A 16,399-nucleotide genomic window follows, 5' to 3' on the forward strand; every position below is an offset into this window, starting at 1 on the left:
CACGCGCACCTCTAGCCCCGCGGCCCCGGTGCGATTAGCGTCTAGGCATGGCACGGGGTTTTCCCGGGCCAGCCGGACAGCCCGGACCTGCGTCCTCGCGCACGGGGCCCGCATCCGACCCCGTGTCCTCCGGGCACCGGAAGAGGCGGAACTCGGGTGGCCGGGTGCCCATCCGCGGAGCAGGCCTGTGACCACTCGCCGTACCCCCGCCGGAGCCGAGCAGACCCCGGCCTCGACCGCCCCGACCCGCCGGACCACCCGCAGCCGCCGCGGCGCCGCCGCCGAGGCCGAGGAGCCCCGACCAGCAGGCCAGGCCTTCGTCCTGGACACCTCGGTCCTGCTGTCCGACCCGGCCGCCTTCCACCGCTTCGCCGAGCACGAGGTGGTGCTGCCGCTGGTGGTGATCTCCGAGCTGGAGGGCAAGCGGCACCACCCCGAGCTGGGCTGGTTCGCCCGCCAGTCGCTGCGCATGCTGGACGAGCTGCGGGTGCGGCACGGCCGGCTGGACCGCCCGGTGCCCGCCAACGACCAGGGCGGCACGCTGCGGGTGGAGCTGAACCACACCGACGACGGGGTGCTGCCGCCCGGCTTCCGCAACGAGTCGAACGACGCGCGCATCCTGTCGGTGGCGCTCAACCTGGCCGCCGAGGGGCGTGAGGTCACGCTCGTCAGCAAGGACATGCCGCTGCGGGTGAAGGCGGCCTCGGTGGGCCTGCGCGCCGACGAGTACCGGCACGGCCAGGCCAGCGACCCGACCTGGACCGGGATGGCCGAGCTGGACCTGGCCGAGGAGGAGATCGGCCGGCTGTACGCGGGTGAGGCGCTCGACGTCGACGCCGCGGCGGGCCTGCCCTGCCACACCGGCCTGGTGCTGCACTCGGGGCGGGGCTCGGCGCTGGGGCGGGTGCTGCCGGACAAGACGATCCGGCTGGTCCGGGGCGACCGGGAGGCGTTCGGCGTGCACGGGCGCTCGGCGGAGCAGCGGGTCGCGCTCGACCTGCTGCTGGACGAGTCCATCGGCATCGTGTCGCTCGGCGGGCGGGCCGGCACCGGCAAGTCCGCCCTGGCGCTCTGCGCCGGCCTGGAGGCGGTGATGGAGCGGCGCCGGCACAAGAAGGTGATCGTGTTCCGTCCGCTGTACGCGGTCGGCGGCCAGGAACTCGGCTACCTGCCCGGGTCGGAATCGGAGAAGATGTCGCCGTGGGCGCAGGCCGTCTTCGACACGCTCGGCTCGGTGGTGCACGAGAACGTGCTGGAGGAGGTCACCTCGCGCGGGCTGCTGGAGGTGCTGCCGCTGACCCACATCCGCGGCCGGAGCCTGCACGACGCGTTCGTCATCGTGGACGAGGCGCAGTCGCTGGAGCGGGGCGTCCTGCTCACCGTGCTGTCCCGGATCGGTCAGGGGTCGCGGGTGGTGCTCACCCACGACGTGGCCCAGCGGGACAATCTGCGGGTCGGCCGGCACGACGGGGTGACGGCGGTGATCGAGGCGCTGAAGGGGCATCCCCTCTTCGCGCACGTCACGCTCAGCCGATCGGAGCGTTCTCCGATCGCCGCTATGGTCACCGATCTGCTGGAGGACATCCCCGGCTGACTGCCGCTTCTGCCCTACTTTGTCCGCATTTTTAGGGTGACGCAGATCACTTTTAGGCCCGGCCATTTCCCACCGGCCTCACTGTGCGCAATGGTGTCCATCGAGCGTCACCTACCACTCGGGAGCCGGACACGGCCCGGAGTCACACCGGTACCGGTGCGCTCACGGCACCGGCGTGACTCGACCCGGCCATGCGCGTGCCGTGTCCCTGCCCCCGACGAAGGGAAACTTCGTGAGTCGGCTCTGGAGCCGGTTCGGCGCCCGTACGGCCGCTGTCGCGCTGCTCTCCGTGGGCGTCGCCGGCGGCTTCTATCTGGGTGAGGATCGACAGACCCAGCAGCAGGGCCTGACCGCGCAGGTCGGCCTGGAGGTCGACCAGGCGGAGTACGCGTACCAGCGCGACCGGCTGTCCGACCACCGCGTGGACTCGTCCAGGCAGCGCGCCGCCGAGTACCAGGCGAAGCTGCGTGCCGCCGCGGCGGCCAAGGAGGCCGCCGAGCGGGCCAGGAAGGCCGAGGCGGCCGCCGCCACCCGCAAGAAGGAGCGGGCCGCAGCGGAGGAGGAGACGAAGGTCAAGCCGTACGACGGCCCGATCCCGTCCTCGTGCGCGGAGTACAGCGGCAACCGCAAGATCGGTTGCGCCGTCATGCTCGACAAGGGCTTCGGCATCGACCAGTTCCCCTGTCTGGACAAGCTCTGGACCAAGGAGAGCGGCTGGAACCCGAAGGCGTCCAACAGCTCGTCCGGGGCGTACGGGATCCCGCAGGCCGTACCGGGCAGCAAGATGGCCTCGGTGGCCGACGACTGGAAGACCAACCCGGCGACCCAGATCACGTGGGGTCTCGGCTACATCAAGGGCCGGTACGACACCCCCTGCGGCGCCTGGCAGAAGTCGCAGAGTTCGGGCTGGTACTGACATCACGACGACGGCGGGACACGCGGGGAGACCCGGTGTCCCGCCGTCGTCGTACCGGCCCTCGACTGGCGGCCTGCCACTTTTGCTGATAGCTCTTGGTAGGTGACCTGGCACGGCGGCCCCAGCGGCGACCCCCACCGGTTCGGCACCGACGCGTTCTACGCGGCGCTCGGCCGGGCCTTCGTCGCCATGTGCGCGGTCGTGCCGGTGCTGTTCCTCATCGAGGCGCTCGACGTCGGCCTGCGACTCGGCCTGGACTACACCGCCGGCATCATCCCGCAGCGGCTCCAGGGCCTGGACGGCGTCTTCTTCTCACCGTTCCTGCACGCCGGCTGGAACCACCTCTACAGCAACAGCATCCCGCTGATCCTGCTCGGCACGTTCGTGCTCGCCGCGGGCACCCGCCGGTTCCTCTGGTCCACCGCCGTCATCATCCTGGTCAGCGGCCTGGGCGTCTGGTTCACCGGCTCGCCCAACTCGGTGGTGGTCGGCGCCAGCGGCGTCATCTTCGGCTATCTCGGCATCCTGCTCACCCGGGGCGTGGTGGAGCGGAGCTGGTGGAACTTCGCCGTCGGCCTGCTGGTCGGGTTGCTCTACGGCTGGCAACTGCTCGGCATCCTGCCCACCGACGAGCGCATCTCCTGGCAGGGCCACCTGTTCGGGCTGCTCGGCGGCGTGGTCGCGGCGATCCTGTTCCGCCGCCGCAACGACACCGGCGAATCCGACCGCCTCGGCTCACCCAGGATGACGCTGCCCTGACGGCGCGTTGATCGAAGCGCGGGACGTGCTTGCCCGAGGCCACCCGCCCGCCTACCGTTTCGGCATCAGCACGGGGTGATCCGAAGCGGAAAGTGACGGTACGCCATGCGCGAGGTCGATGTCGCCGTGATCGGGGCCGGTCCCGCCGGGCTCTTCGCCGCCTACTACGCCGGTTTCCGCGGACTCTCCGTGTCGGTGATCGACGCGCTGCCCGAGCCGGGCGGCCAGGTCACCGCGATGTACCCGGAGAAGCTGATCCTCGACGTCGCCGGCTTCCCGGCGATCAAGGGCCGTGAGCTGGTCACGAACCTGGTCGCCCAGGCCGCGCCGTTCCACCCCGACTACCGGCTCGGCGTACGCGCGGAGAAGCTGTCCTACCTCGACGGCCGGCCGGTGCTCGGTCTGGCCGGCGGCGACCAGCTCACCTGCGGCGCGGTGCTGGTCACCGGCGGGCTCGGCAGCTTCACGCCCCGGCCGCTGCCGGTCGCGGAGAGCTTCACCGGCGGCGGGATCGTCTACTTCGTGCCGCAGCCGGCCGAGCTGACCGACCGGCACGTGCTCATCGTCGGTGGCGGCGACTCGGCGTTCGACTGGGCCGCCACGCTCGCCCCGCTGGCCCGGTCGGTGACGCTGGTGCACCGGCGGGACCGCTTCCGGGCGCACGCCGCCACCATCGAGCGTGTCCGCGCGCTGCCGGTGCGGATCGTGGTGAACGCCGAGGTGAGCCGGCTGTACGGCGAGGAGACGGTCACCGGCGCCGAGCTGACCGTACGCGGCGGCGAGGTGGAGACGCTGCCGGTGGACACCGTGGTGGCCGCGCTCGGCTTCACCGCCGACCTCGGCCCGCTCGCCGAGTGGGGGCTGAACCTCGACCGCCGGCACATCGTGGTGGACAGCGCGATGGCCACCAACCTGCCCCGGGTGTTCGCGGCCGGGGACATCACCGAGTACCCGGGCAAGGTCCGCCTGATCGCCACCGGCTTCGGCGAGGCCGCCACCGCCGTCAACAACGCGGCCGTCGTCATCGACCCGACCGCGCACCTGTTCCCCGGTCACTCCTCCGACGGCACCTGACGCCGATCGGCGTCAGGGCAGGCCGACCAGGTCCGCCATCAGGCCGATCTGGTGGTCGAAGTACTCGTCGCGGTGCGGCAGCGCCCGGTTGATCCGGCCGAACAGCTCGAAGCTGATCAGCCCGAACAGCTGGGTCCAGCCGGCCATGCCGCGCGCCAGCAGCGCGGGCGGCACGTCCATGCCGAGCAGTCCGACCAGTTCGGCCACGTCGCCGCGGAGCGGCTCGGGCAGCTCCTCGTCGGGCGGGGCGAGCCGGCCGGAGGCCAGTCCGTCGCGCAGGATGCCGACCAGGGTCACCGGTGGGCGCTGGGCGGGCGCGACGGTGTCGTCCGGGGCCGCGTACCCGGGCACCGGGCTGCCGTAGAGCAGGGCGTACTCGGCGGGGTGGGCCAGCGCCCACGTGCGGGCGGCCCGGCAGGCGGCGAGCCAGCGGCCGCGCAGGTCGGCCTGGTCGGCGGCGGCGTCGGCCGCCTCCACCGCGTCGCCGAGCGCGTCGTACGCCTCCAGGATCAGCGCGGTGAGCAGGTCGTCGCGGCTGGGGAAGTAGCGGTAGATCGCCGAGGAGACCATGCCGAGGTCGCGGGCGACCGCGCGCAGGGAGAGGTTCGCGCCGTCGGTATCCAGGTGGCGGCGGGCGACCGTCTTGATCTCTTCGATCATCCCGGCGCGGACCCGGGCGCGGAGCGAGGGAGCGACCATGCCGTCACTCTGCCACGGATGAGAGCAGCAATCAAAAGAGAGAGCACTGCTCTTGACGCGGGCCGCTCGCATGAGTCATGCTCTGTTTCGAGAGCGGTGCTCTCGCTTCGAACAACTGCTTCAGTGAAGGTGGACCTGTCATGGCACTGCACGTGATCGTCGGCGCCGGCCCCGTCGGCACCGCCACCGCCCGCCTCCTCGCCGAGCGCGGCGAGCGCGTGCGCGTGGTGACCCGGCGCGGCACCGGCCCCGAGCACCAGGCGATCGAGCGGGTGGCCGCCGACGCCGCCGACGCGGACCGGCTCGCCGCGCTCACCGAGGGCGCGGACGCGCTCTACAACTGCGCCAACCCGGAGTACCACAGGTGGCGGACGGACTGGCCGCCGCTGGCCGCCGCCCTGCTCACCGCCGCCGAGCGCAGCGGCGCCGTGCTCACCACAGTCGGCAACCTCTACGGGTACGGCCCGGTCGACGCCCCGATGACCGAGGCGACCCCGCTCGCCGCCACCGGCGTCAAGGGCCGGGTCCGCAACCGGATGTGGGCCGACGCGCTGGCCGCCCACCGCGCCGGCCGGGCCCGGGTCACCGAGGTACGCGGCTCCGACTACATCGGCCTCGGCGGCAACTCGCTGCCCATGATGGTGCTGCCCAAGGTGCTCGCCGGGCAGCGGGTGTTCCTGCCGGTGGCCTGGGACGCCCCGCACACCTGGACGTACGTGGGCGACGTCGCCCGTACCCTCGTCTCCGCCGCCACCGACTCGCGGGCCTGGGGACGGGCCTGGCACGTGCCGAGCGCGCCCCCGATGTCCATGCGGGCGCTCGCCGATCGGGCGGCGGAGCGGGCCGGGGCGCCGGCCCCCCGGCTGATCCGGATGCCCTACCCGGTGCTCTGGCTCGGTGGCCTGGCCGACCCGTTCGCCCGGGAGCTGCGGGAGACCGCGCACCAGTTCGCCGGGCCGTTCGTGATGGACTCCACCGCCGCGAGCGAGACGTTCGGGATCGACGGGACGCCGCTGGACCGGGTGATCGACGAGATGGTGACCGGCCTGCGCGCCGCCGCGCCCGCCGCCGCCCGCTAGGAACGCGGGCGGGTGGGGCCGAACGCGGCGACGAGCACCGCGACCAGGGTCAGCGCCGCACCGAGCAGCGTGTCCAGCCCGGGGTGCGAGGCGGCGGTCGGCAGCACGAGGTCCAGCAGCACCGCGCCGACGATCTGCCCGGCGATCGTGGCCAGGCCGAGCAGCAGCACCCCGGTGAACCGGACCAGGGCGGCGGCCAGCGCGATGAACACGATGCCGAGCGGGCCGCCGAGATAGAGCCACGGCTCGCTCGGGAACGCGCCGGCCGGCCGGCCGCGTACCGCCAGGTCCACCGCGAAGGTCACGAGCAGCGCCGCCGTCCCGACGGTGAAGTTCACGAGCGTGGCCGTCATGGCGCTGCCCGCCGCCGCCCGGACCCGCCCGTTCACCGCCTGCTGCCAGGCGATGCCCACCCCCGCCGCCAGCGGCAGCAGGGCCAGCGCCAGCGCTTTCGGGTCGCCGAGGCGGTCGCCCACCGCCAGCAGGACGGCGAGCACTGTGAGCACCGCACCGATCAGCCGGTTCGGGGTGACCGGCTGCCGGCCGGCCGGGCCGATGCCGGCCCGGTCGACGAGCAGGCTGCTGCCGGACTGCCCGGCCACCACCGCGACGGTGAAGACCGCCACGCCGAGCGCGCCGATGGTCAGCCCCTGCGTCGCCACCAGGAACGCGCCGCACACCCCGCCCAGGCACTGCCACGGTCGCAGCATGCCGGCGCGCAGCGCGCCGCGCAGGGCGGCCAGTCCCCGCCGGCCACCGGGGGTGGCGGGGACCAGCACCAGCAGGATCAGCAGACCCACACCGAACGAGACCACCGCGGCGGCGATCCCGTCGGCCAGGCGTACGCCCAGCTCGCCGTTGATCCGGGACTGCACGGCGACCATCACGCCCGAGGCGGTGGCCAACCCGACACCGGCGACACGTCGCCCGGTCGACAGCGTCGGCGGTGCCGGTGGTGCCGCCGTCCCGGTCCGGCTCACTCCTGCTCGGCCAGCGGGCGGCCGTCGAAGTCGACGGCCGAGTAGAGGGCGAGCTTCTCCAGGCGGTGGTACGAGTCGATCACCCGGATCGTGCCGCTCTTGGAGCGCATCACGATCGACTGGGTGTACGCGCCACCGGAGCGGTACCGCACGCCGCGCAGCAGGTCGCCGGAGGTGACGCCGGTGGCCACGAAGAAGCAGTTGTCGCCGGTGACCAGGTCGTCGGTGAACAGCACCCGGTCCAGGTCGTGCCCGGCGTCCAGCGCCTTGCGGCGCTCGTCGGAGTCCTTCGGCCAGAGCTTGGCCTGCATCATGCCGCCCATGCACTTGAGCGCGCACGCGGCGGTGATGCCCTCCGGGGTGCCGCCGATGCCCATCAGCACGTCCACGTCCGACTCGCCGCGGGCCGCCGCGATGGCGCCCGCGATGTCGCCGTCGGAGATGAACCGGATCCCCGCGCCGGTACGCCGGATCTGCTTGACCAGGTCGTCGTGGCGCGACCGGTCCAGCACGCACACCGTCACCTCGGCGGCGTCGGTGCCCTTGACCTTGGCGATCCGGTTGATGTTCTCGGCCACCCCGGCGTTGATGTCCACCACGTCGGCGTACATCGGGCCGACCGCCAGCTTCTCCATGTAGAAGACGGCGCTCGGGTCGAACATCGCGCCGCGCTCGGCCACCGCGAGCACCGCCAGCGCGTTCGGCATGCCCTTGCTCATCAGCGTGGTGCCGTCGATCGGGTCGACAGCCACGTCCACCTCGGGGCCGGTCCCGTCGCCGACCTCCTCGCCGTTGAACAGCATCGGGGCGTTGTCCTTCTCGCCCTCGCCGATCACCACGACGCCGCGCATCGGGATCGAGTTGATCAGCTTTCGCATGGCGTCGACAGCTGCGCCGTCGCCGCCTTCCTTGTCGCCCCGGCCGACCCAGCGGCCGGCGGCCATCGCCGCGGCCTCGGTGACCCGGACCAGATCGAGGGCGAGGTTGCGGTCGAGATCCTGGGGCGTCCGCGTCCTGGTGGTTGTCATGGCGGCCTCCTCGCGACGTTGCGGGGTGGGACCGGCGGCCACCGCCGCCGGTTTTGTCGCTGATCCTCACACGATCTCAGGTTCGCCGTCCCGGCGGGGCGGAGGAGGCCAGGATCACGTCACCCGGTGGGCTGCGACAATGACCCGGTGGAAGCCGCACAGCCTGCCGACCGCACACCGACCGACGCCACCCCGCCGGAGGGCCAGCCCGCGCTGGTCGAGCCCGCGACCGCGCCGTCCGCGGCCCCGCAACCAGCGGCTGTGGCACCCGCGGCCGACGAGCCCGCGTCCGCGCCCGCCGAGCCCGTGGCCGCCCCGAAGGCGGGCAAGGCCCGGTCCGAGCGGTCGCCGAAGGACATGGCGCTGTCCCTGCTGATCCTGCTGGTCCCGATCGCGCTGCTGCTCGCCTTCTACCGGGGCTTCCTCGGCGGCGACTCGCCGGTCACCGTCGACCCGGCGCCCGCGCTGGAGCAGGCCCGCTCCGCGAACGCCTTCCCGGTCAGCGAGCCGACCGGGCTGGGCGACGACTGGCGTACGGTCACCGCCCGCTTCCGGACCGAGCCGGACGGCTCGACGCTGCGGATCGGGTACGTGACCCCGGAGGGCCGGGGCGCGCAGCTCGTGGAGAGCAACGTCCCGGCGGAGAAGCTGCTGCCGGCCGAGCTGACCGAGGGGCAGCCGCAGGGCGCCGCCGACCTGCCCGGCGGGCTGAGCTGGCAGCGCTACACCGCACGCGGCAACGAGCAGGCGCTCGTCCTGCTGGAGCCGAACCGCACCGTGATCGTGGTCGGTGACGCGGGCGAGACGGAGCTGCGCAAACTCGCCACGTCGCTGCGCTGACGTCCTCCCTCCGGGTGAGGCGGGATTGCGGATCCCCGCTTCCGGGAACAGAAGGGACATCGAGCCCGGACGACCCACCTGGAGAGGTTGACGTGAAGATACGACGCTTCAGCGCCACCGCGTTCGCCGCGGCGCTGCTCATTCCCGGCCTGGCGGCCTGCAACGGCAACGGGACGACGTCCGACGCCTCCGCGACCCCGAGCGCCTCCGGCAGCGTCTCACCGAGCGCCACGGCGTCCAGCAGCGCGGCCAAGCAGGCCCTGCTCGACTCCACGAACGCGATCCGCGAGGGGAACTTCAAGTTCTCCATGACCGGCGCGGGCTCCACCGCCGAAGGGCAGGTGCACGAGCCGAGCCAGAGCGCCGACATGCGGATGACCATCGGCGACCCGTCGTCGGACCTGATGATGAAGCTGGACCTCATCCACGCGAAGCCGGACAGCTGGGTCAAGCTGGAACTCGGCGGCACCGCCGCCGCGCAGATCCCCGGCGTGAAGAACCTCAACACCGGCAAGTACCACCACCTCGACCAGAACCGGATCAAGGGCAACCGGGCGCTGGGCTTCGACTTCGAGAAGCTCGACCCGGCCGGCAGCGCCGTGCTCACCCAGGGCATCACCGAGGTCCGGCAGACCGGCGAGGGCGCGTACGAGGGCACCGTCGACGTGTCGAAGGCCGCCGAGGCGGGTTCGCTCGACCCGGCAGTGATCACCGCGCTCGGGGCGCAGGCCCAGTCGGTGCCGTTCACCGCCAAGGTCGACACCCAGGGCCGGCTCAGCGAGATGGTGCTCAAGATCCCGGCCGCCGGGCAGAGCGCCGCGCAGGACCTGAAGATCACCTACACCGACTACGGCAACGCGTCGGCGGCCCAGAAGCCGCCGGCCGGCCAGGTCGTCGAGGCGCCCGCCGAGCTGTACAACCTGTTCAACTGACCGTCGTCTCCGAGATCCCGGGCGGTCGTCGTTCGCGTCGAACGGCGACCGGCCGGGATTCGCGTCGTCAGTCCTCGGTGCGCTGGCGGGCGGCGTCGATGCGGGCGCGGGCGCCGTCCAGCCAGCGCTGGCACACCCCGGCGAGCTGCTCGCCGCGCTCCCAGAGGGCGAGGGACTCCTCCAGCGAGGTGCCGCCCGCCTCCAGCTTCTCCACCACCGAGGCCAACTCGGCGCGGGCCTGCTCGTAGCTGAGCTGTTCGTCCTGCTTCGTCCCGGTCATCGTCTCTCTTCCCTCAGCCGTCGACGGTGGCGGTCAGCTCGCCCTCGGCGAGGCGTACCCGCAGTGGATCGCCCTTGGCGACCTCGGAGGCCGCGCGGACGACGTGGCCGTCGGCGCGCTGCACGATCGCGTAGCCGCGCTCCAGCGTGGCCGCCGGGGACAGCGCGCGCAGCCGGGCCAGCGTGTGCCGCAGGTCGTCGGTGGCACCCCGCAGCCGGTGCTCCAGCGACCGGCCGGCGCGGTCGCGCAGCGCGGACACGTCCACCGCCCGCTGCTCGACCATCACCTGCGGCCGGGCCAGCACCGGGCGGGAGCGCAGCAGGTCGATCCGGTGCTGCTCCCGGTCGATCAGGTGACGCACCGCCCGTTCGAGCCGGGACCGGGCCTGGCCGATCAGCCGGGTCTCCTCGGTCAGGTCCGGCACGATGCGCTTCGCCGCGTCGGTCGGGGTGGAGGCGCGCACGTCGGCCACGTAGTCGAGCAGCGGCGCGTCCGTCTCGTGGCCGATCGCGCTGACCACCGGCGTGCGGCAGGCGAAGACCGCCCGGCACAGCGCCTCGTCGGAGAAGGGCAGCAGATCCTCGATGCCCCCGCCGCCGCGGGCGATGACGATCACGTCGACGGCCGGGTCGGCGTCGAGCACCTTCAGCGCGCCGACGATGTCGGGCACCGCACTCGGCCCCTGCACCGCCACGTTGATCGTGCGGAAGTCGACGGCGGGCCAGCGGCGGCGGGCGTTGGTCAGCACGTCCCGCTCGGCCGCCGAGGCGCGGCCGGTGATCAGGCCGACCCGGCCCGGCAGGAACGGCAGCCGCCGCTTGCGGGACCGGTCGAACAGGCCCTCGGCGGCGAGCAGCTTCTTGAGCTTCTCCAGCCGGGCCAGCAGCTCACCGAGGCCGACCTGGCGGATCTCGTCGGCCCGCAGGCTGAGCGTGCCCCGCGCGGCGTAGAACTCGGGCTTGGCGTGCAGCACCACCCGGGCGCCCTCGCGCAGCTCCGGCGCGCCCGCGTCCAGCACGTCGCGGTTGGTGGTGACGGTGAGGCTGAGATCGGCCGACGGGTCGCGCAGCGTGAGGAAGACGGTGCTCGCGCCGGGGCGGCGGCTGATCTGCGCCACCTGGCCGTCGACCCACACCCAGCCCAGGCGGGCGATCCAGGCGCCGACCTTCTGGCTGACCACCCGGACCGGCCACGGCTCCTCGGCCGTGCTCCGCCCGTCCGGCGCCCCCCGGCCGTCATCTCCCGCGCTCACCCGCCCACCCTACGGCCCGGGACCGACAGCGCCCGCGCGCGCCTCGCGGCCGCTGCCGCGCGGGAGGGCGGCACGTACGATGGGCGGGTGACTGACGCTGAGACGACTCCCCGGACCGGCAAGCGCGTGCTCCTGGCCAACCCCCGCGGCTACTGCGCGGGCGTGGACCGGGCGGTGCAGACCGTCGAGGAGGCGCTGAAGCTCTACGGCGCGCCGATCTACGTGCGCAAGCAGATCGTGCACAACAAGCACGTGGTGCGCACGCTGGAGGCCCAGGGCGCGATCTTCGTGGAGGAGAACGAGGAGGTGCCGGAGGGCGCCACAGTCATCTTCTCCGCCCACGGCGTGGCCCCCGAGGTCTACGAGCAGGCCAAGCAGCGCTCGCTGCGGGCGATCGACGCCACCTGCCCGCTGGTCACGAAGGTGCACCACGAGGCCCGGCGGTTCGCCGCGCAGGACTACGACATCCTGCTCATCGGGCACGAGGGGCACGAGGAGGTCATCGGCACCGCCGGTGAGGCGCCCGCCCACATCCAGCTCGTCGACGGCCCGGACGGCGTCGACAAGGTCACCGTGCGCGACCCGGAGAAGGTGGTCTGGCTGTCCCAGACCACGCTGTCGGTGGACGAGACGCTGGAGACCGTGGCCCGGCTCAAGAAGCGGCTGCCGCTGCTCCAGTCGCCGCCCAGCGACGACATCTGCTACGCCACCTCCAACCGCCAGCACGTGGTCAAGGAGATCGCCTCCGAGTGCGACGTGGTGATCGTGGTCGGCTCGCGCAACTCCTCGAACTCGGTCCGGCTGGTCGAGGTGGCGCTCGACGCCGGGGCCCGCGCCGGCTACCTGGTCGACTTCGCGCACGAGATCGAGGACGCCTGGCTGACCGGCGCCCGGACGGTGGGTGTGACCTCCGGCGCGAGCGTGCCCGACGAGCTGGTCCAGCAGGTGCTCGCGCACCTGGCCGAGCGCGGCTTCGGCGACGTGGAGGAGATCACCACCGCGGACGAGCGGCTGACGTTCTCGCTGCCGCAGGAGCTCAAGCGCGACATGAAGGCCGCCGCCGCGGCCCGCGGCTGACCGGGAACGGATCGGCCGGCCGCCGCGTCCAACCGACCATGAAGACTCCTCGTACGGTGCTCGTCGCACTGCTCGCCGGCCTCGCGCTGACCGCCTGCGCCGCGCCCGGCGACGGGTCCGCCGATTCCAGCCCGAGCCCGAGTACGACGGGAGCCGCCCCGGTGACCAGCCAGCCCGACCCCGGCACCAGCCCGAGCCGTCCGGACCCGTCCTGGAAGGGCGGCCCGTCGACCCCGCCGGGTGTCGGCGGCACCGTCATCAGCGGCACCGTGCAGGCCGGCGTCGAGCCGAACTGCCTGCTGCTCGACGGCCACCTGCTCGTCGGCGGCCCGCGCGACGTGCTCAAGGCCGGTGCCCGGGTCGAGGTCACCGGCCGCCCCGAGCCGGGCATGATGACCACCTGCCAGCAGGGCACCCCGTTCGTGGTCGAGTCCGCCCGCCGCGCCTGACCGTAAGCGCGAAGGAGCCCCGCCCCCTCCGAGAGGGGACGGGGCTCCGTCGTGTCAGCGGCTCAGTTGACCGCGAGGACCTCGACCGAACCGCGGCCGACGACCGCGCCCTCGGTGGTGGTCACGGCCATGTCGCCGTACAGCTCCCGGCCGGCGGCCGGGGTGGACAGGGCGGTCACCGCACCGGTCAGGGTGGCGGTGGCGCCGTTGGCCAGGGACAGCGGCGTGGACGGCGCGGAGAGCGTGCCCAGCGCCGGGGAGGCGAACGAGTCCCGGTAGTCGTACGCGGTGCTCGGGTCGCTCATCGAGTAACCGTCGACCACGACCCGGTAGGTGCCGGGCGTCGGGTTGGTCAGCGTGACCGCCTCCTCCGAGTCGCCGTCGGCCGACTGGCCCACCTGGGTGGTGCCGCGGAAGACCGTCAGGTCCAGGTCGGCGCTCAGGTCGGACGGGTTGCCGATCCGGGCGGTGAACGAGGTGGCGCCCGCGGGCACCTCCACCGTGTACTCCTGGGTCGCGCCCTCGGTGATGCTGGGCCGCTCGGCCCGGACGCTCGCCAGCGGACCGCCGACGCCGGTCACCTGGACCGGGCCGAACGTGTTGGTCAGGCTCCAGCTCACCGAGGCCGGGGTGCCGGCGGTGACCGACGGGAGCTGGACCACGGCCGGCTCCACAGTGACGCCCTGCACGCGGGCCTGGAGCCGGAACGGGTTGTCCAGCGCAGGCGAGGTGCGACGCGCCTCCACCTCGATCTCCCACACGCCCGGCAGCGGGTTCTGGTAGTCCCGCTCCTGCGGCTTGCAGACCGCGGCGTCGGAGAAGTTGGTGTAGCAGGCGGTGCTGGCGGTGCTCTCGACCGGCACGCCGTACGGGTTGATGGCGATGAAGCGGGTCTGCGAGCCGGTCGCGATGCCGGACAGGTTGACCTGCAGCGCGCCCGCACCCGGCGGCACCGTCACGAAGTACGACCGGAAGCCGTTGCGCTCGACCGAGCCGTCGGCCGAGAACGAGTACGCCGGAGCGGCGACCGGGTTCGAGGCGATCACGACGGTGGCGACCTCGAAGTCGACCACGGAGGTGGCCGGGTCGTCGACGGTCATGATGGCGCCGTGCGCGCCGGCGGTCATCGGCTTGGCCTTCACCTTGACCGTGACGGTCTTGTTCAGCGGCAGCCAGACCACCTTGGGGGCGCTGTAGGTGCCGTCGTTGCCGCGGAAGGCGACCTCGTGCTTGACGCCCTTGTTCGGGCCGCTGGTACGGGTCAGCTTCACCTCGTAGTGGCGGCTCTCCTTGACCTTCTGGCCACCACGGTCGGCGGCGCAGCGGTTGTAGAGGCCGGTGCCGACGTTCGGGTTCGGCACGAACGTGCCGGAGGCCCGGTCGTAGCGGGTCAGGTTCGGCGACAGCTCGGTGCAGACCGGCGCCTCGGAGGTGTAGGTGCGGGTCTGCACGCCCTCGGCGAGCAGGCTCCACGCGCCCGGCACGTCGAACATGCCGTAGCCCTGCGCGTACGTCGGCACGCCGGTGATCGGCTTGGCCGAGGTGTAGACGGCCCGGCGCAGCGCGGCCGGGGTGACGCCCTTGCCGGTCGCCTTGGCGGCCGACAGCAGCAGCGCGGCGGCGCCGGCGGCCTGCGGGGCGGCCATCGAGGTGCCGTTGAGCATCTGGTAGCCCGGGGGCAGCGGGTAGCCGGCCTCCGGCACCGGGTTGCCCGGCTGCCAGGTCGGCGCGGTGGAGATGGCCGAGCCGGGGGCGGTGATGTTCGGCTTGAAGCCGCCGTCCTCACGCGGGCCGCGCGACGAGAAGTTGAACAGCGCGTTGTCCTTGCGGACCACCGAGCCGTAGTTGGCCAGCCAGGTGTCCTTGCTGACGCTCGCCGCCACGCTCACCACGTCGGTGGCGACGGACGGGTCGCCGACGGTGTTCACGCCCGGACCGGAGTTGCCGGCCGAGATGAACAGCTGCACGCCGTAGGTGTTGATCAGGTCGTTGTAGAGGACCGCGCGGGCGTTCGAGCCGTCGTTGAGCGCGGGCAGACCGCCGATCGACATGTTCACCACGTCGACCCTGCGGTTGATCACCAGGTCGGCCATGCCGGTGGTGAGCGCCGCCGCGGTGCAGCCGCCACCCCAGGAGCAGGCGCGGGCGGAGACCAGCTTGGCGCCCGGCGCGGCGCCGTCGAGGGCGCTGTTACCAAGCATGTCGTTGGCGGCGGTGATGCCGGCGACGTGGGTGCCGTGGGTGCTCTCGACGATGCCGACGTTGACGTAGTCGACCAGGCCGGGGCCGCCGACCGGGGTGGTGTTCACGTTGCGCCGGTACTCGACCACGAACGGGATCTGCTCGCGTACCGCGGTGGCCGGGTTGTCGGTGCCGAAGCGGCCGACCTGGAACCGCTCCTTGTACGGCCGCATCACCTCGTCGTCGGTGAAGTCGTTGTTCTGGTTCGCGTCGACGCGGACGTCACCGGTGGTGGGGTTGTAGAGGACGCCCCAGAAGTCGGTGGTGTCGCCGTCGCGGTTGAGGTCGCCGCGCGCGTCGCTGTTCGCGGTGATGTTCTCGCGGAACACGTTGAACCGGTAGTTGCCGGCCGGCGCGGTCCAGGTGCCGAGCGAGGTGGTGAACGTCGGGCCACTCACCTCGGTCAGCATCGGCCGCCAGGAGGCGTCCTCCAGCGGGTCGGTGGCGGTCACCCAGTCGACGATCTTGCGCTCGCCGGTGGTGGTCTGCTGGAGCGCCGGGTGGTCGAGGTCCACACCGGAGTCCATGATGCCGATGGTGACGCCGCGGCCGTCCCACTGCGGGTTCGCGGCCTTGAAGGCCTCCGCGCCGGTCTCGTTCGTCGGCATGTACGGGTTGACCGCGCCGGTGTCGCCGCCCGGCCCGGCGAGCGTCTGGGCCTGCGAGGCGGTCTTGGCGCCCTTCGGCGCCGCCTCGGGCGCCGGGTCGGGGAGCTTGATGGTCTCGTCCAGGTCGACGGCGGCGACACCCGGCAGCGTGGCGGCCTTGAGCGCCTTCGCGGTCGGGACCTTCGCCAGCACGTAGCCGATCTGGTCGTACCGCTGGCTGACGGTGGCGCCCAGGCCGGTCAGGCCGTCGACGACCTTCTTGGCCGAGCCCTTCTTCGCCGCGATGATCATCGTGACGGTCGGCGCGTTCTTCGCCTCGGCCTCGTCGAGCAGCTTGGCGTCGTGGGCGCCCAGTGCCTTCGCGGCGGTCGGCTGCGAGGGTGGGGTGGCGGGGGCGGCGCTCGCGGTACCGGCGCCACCTCCCACGGTCAGGGCGCCGGCCGCGAGGACCGAGGCCAGGAGCGCGGCGGACGGTCGCCGGCTGCGCGTGCGGGGTTTACTCAACGTTCTCTTCCTCCAGAGAACAGGGCCCTCGAGGGGCAGGGCACGTGTGACGGTGATCCTGCGTGTCACGACGGCAGGTGTCACTAC

15 protein-coding genes are annotated in these 16,399 nt (G+C 72.8%); 9 read left to right on the forward strand and 6 right to left on the reverse strand.

Annotated elements, in window-relative coordinates; genetic code table 11:
• Nucleotides 1–187: 187 nt before the first annotated feature.
• From phoH2 to CLT75_RS29105, 4 genes are all read left to right on the forward strand, one after another.
• Nucleotides 188–1,594 (forward strand): RNA 5'-3' helicase PhoH2, encoded by a 1,407-nt coding sequence (phoH2, locus tag CLT75_RS29090; RefSeq protein WP_135243335.1) that lies wholly within the window; start codon nt 188–190, stop codon nt 1,592–1,594.
• 232 nt (nt 1,595–1,826) lie between these two features.
• Nucleotides 1,827–2,510: an aggregation-promoting factor C-terminal-like domain-containing protein gene (locus CLT75_RS29095; RefSeq protein WP_209310404.1), complete on the forward strand. Its 684-nt coding sequence runs from the start codon at nt 1,827–1,829 to the stop codon at nt 2,508–2,510.
• Between the two features lie 102 nt (nt 2,511–2,612).
• The gene (locus CLT75_RS29100; RefSeq protein ID WP_135243337.1) at nt 2,613–3,269 is read left to right on the forward strand and encodes a rhomboid family intramembrane serine protease; all 657 of its coding nucleotides are present in this window, start codon (nt 2,613–2,615) and stop codon (nt 3,267–3,269) included.
• Nucleotides 3,270–3,374: 105 nt separating this feature from the next.
• Nucleotides 3,375–4,343, forward strand: coding sequence for an NAD(P)/FAD-dependent oxidoreductase (locus CLT75_RS29105; RefSeq protein WP_135243338.1), 969 nt, complete (start codon nt 3,375–3,377; stop codon nt 4,341–4,343).
• A gap of 12 nt (nt 4,344–4,355) precedes the next feature.
• On the opposite strand, the gene CLT75_RS29110 is transcribed toward CLT75_RS29105, so the two are convergent.
• Nucleotides 4,356–5,042 carry a TetR/AcrR family transcriptional regulator gene (locus CLT75_RS29110; protein ID WP_135243339.1) on the reverse strand — a complete coding sequence of 229 codons (687 nt, stop codon included), beginning with the start codon at nt 5,040–5,042 and terminating at the stop codon, nt 4,356–4,358.
• Between the two features lie 140 nt (nt 5,043–5,182).
• Here CLT75_RS29110 and CLT75_RS29115 point away from each other — a divergent pair, with 140 nt between their 5' ends.
• Nucleotides 5,183–6,121 carry an NAD-dependent epimerase/dehydratase family protein gene (locus tag CLT75_RS29115; RefSeq protein WP_135243340.1) on the forward strand — a complete coding sequence of 313 codons (939 nt, stop codon included), beginning with the start codon at nt 5,183–5,185 and terminating at the stop codon, nt 6,119–6,121.
• Here the strand turns inward: CLT75_RS29115 and CLT75_RS29120 are convergent.
• Nucleotides 6,118–7,005, reverse strand: coding sequence for a DMT family transporter (locus tag CLT75_RS29120; RefSeq protein WP_486485376.1), 888 nt, complete (start codon nt 7,003–7,005; stop codon nt 6,118–6,120). The genes CLT75_RS29115 and CLT75_RS29120 overlap by 4 nt on opposite strands.
• Nucleotides 7,006–7,097: 92 nt before the next feature.
• Nucleotides 7,098–8,129 carry a class II fructose-bisphosphatase gene (gene glpX / locus CLT75_RS29125; protein WP_091415773.1) on the reverse strand — a complete coding sequence of 344 codons (1,032 nt, stop codon included), beginning with the start codon at nt 8,127–8,129 and terminating at the stop codon, nt 7,098–7,100.
• A 147-nt stretch (nt 8,130–8,276) separates the two neighbouring features.
• On the opposite strand from glpX, the gene CLT75_RS29130 reads away from it, so the two are divergent.
• Together CLT75_RS29130 and CLT75_RS29135 are read left to right on the forward strand one after the other, a co-directional pair.
• A complete protein-coding gene (locus tag CLT75_RS29130; RefSeq protein ID WP_209310405.1) occupies nt 8,277–8,969 on the forward strand; it encodes a DUF4245 family protein in 693 nt (230 codons plus the stop codon).
• A 92-nt stretch (nt 8,970–9,061) separates the two neighbouring features.
• On the forward strand, nt 9,062–9,901 hold the full coding sequence (locus CLT75_RS29135) for a hypothetical protein (protein WP_135243343.1): 840 nt from the start codon (nt 9,062–9,064) through the stop codon (nt 9,899–9,901).
• A gap of 67 nt (nt 9,902–9,968) precedes the next feature.
• Here the strand turns inward: CLT75_RS29135 and CLT75_RS29140 are convergent, their stop codons facing one another.
• On the reverse strand, nt 9,969–10,181 hold the full coding sequence (locus CLT75_RS29140) for an exodeoxyribonuclease VII small subunit (protein WP_135243344.1): 213 nt from the start codon (nt 10,179–10,181) through the stop codon (nt 9,969–9,971).
• Between the two features lie 13 nt (nt 10,182–10,194).
• Nucleotides 10,195–11,433: an exodeoxyribonuclease VII large subunit gene (xseA, locus tag CLT75_RS29145; RefSeq protein WP_135243345.1), complete on the reverse strand. Its 1,239-nt coding sequence runs from the start codon at nt 11,431–11,433 to the stop codon at nt 10,195–10,197.
• Nucleotides 11,434–11,520: 87 nt separating this feature from the next.
• Between xseA and CLT75_RS29150 the strand changes: the two genes are divergently transcribed.
• Both CLT75_RS29150 and CLT75_RS29155 read left to right on the forward strand, forming a co-directional pair.
• Nucleotides 11,521–12,510 (forward strand): 4-hydroxy-3-methylbut-2-enyl diphosphate reductase, encoded by a 990-nt coding sequence (locus CLT75_RS29150; protein ID WP_026268074.1) that lies wholly within the window; start codon nt 11,521–11,523, stop codon nt 12,508–12,510.
• A gap of 38 nt (nt 12,511–12,548) precedes the next feature.
• On the forward strand, nt 12,549–12,959 hold the full coding sequence (locus CLT75_RS29155; protein WP_135243346.1) for a hypothetical protein: 411 nt from the start codon (nt 12,549–12,551) through the stop codon (nt 12,957–12,959).
• Between the two features lie 62 nt (nt 12,960–13,021).
• Here the strand turns inward: CLT75_RS29155 and CLT75_RS29160 are convergent, their stop codons facing one another.
• Nucleotides 13,022–16,312 carry a S8 family serine peptidase gene (locus CLT75_RS29160; protein ID WP_135243347.1) on the reverse strand — a complete coding sequence of 1,097 codons (3,291 nt, stop codon included), beginning with the start codon at nt 16,310–16,312 and terminating at the stop codon, nt 13,022–13,024.
• Nucleotides 16,313–16,399 lie beyond the last annotated feature (87 nt).

The organism is Micromonospora sp. CNZ285, from assembly GCF_004637285.1.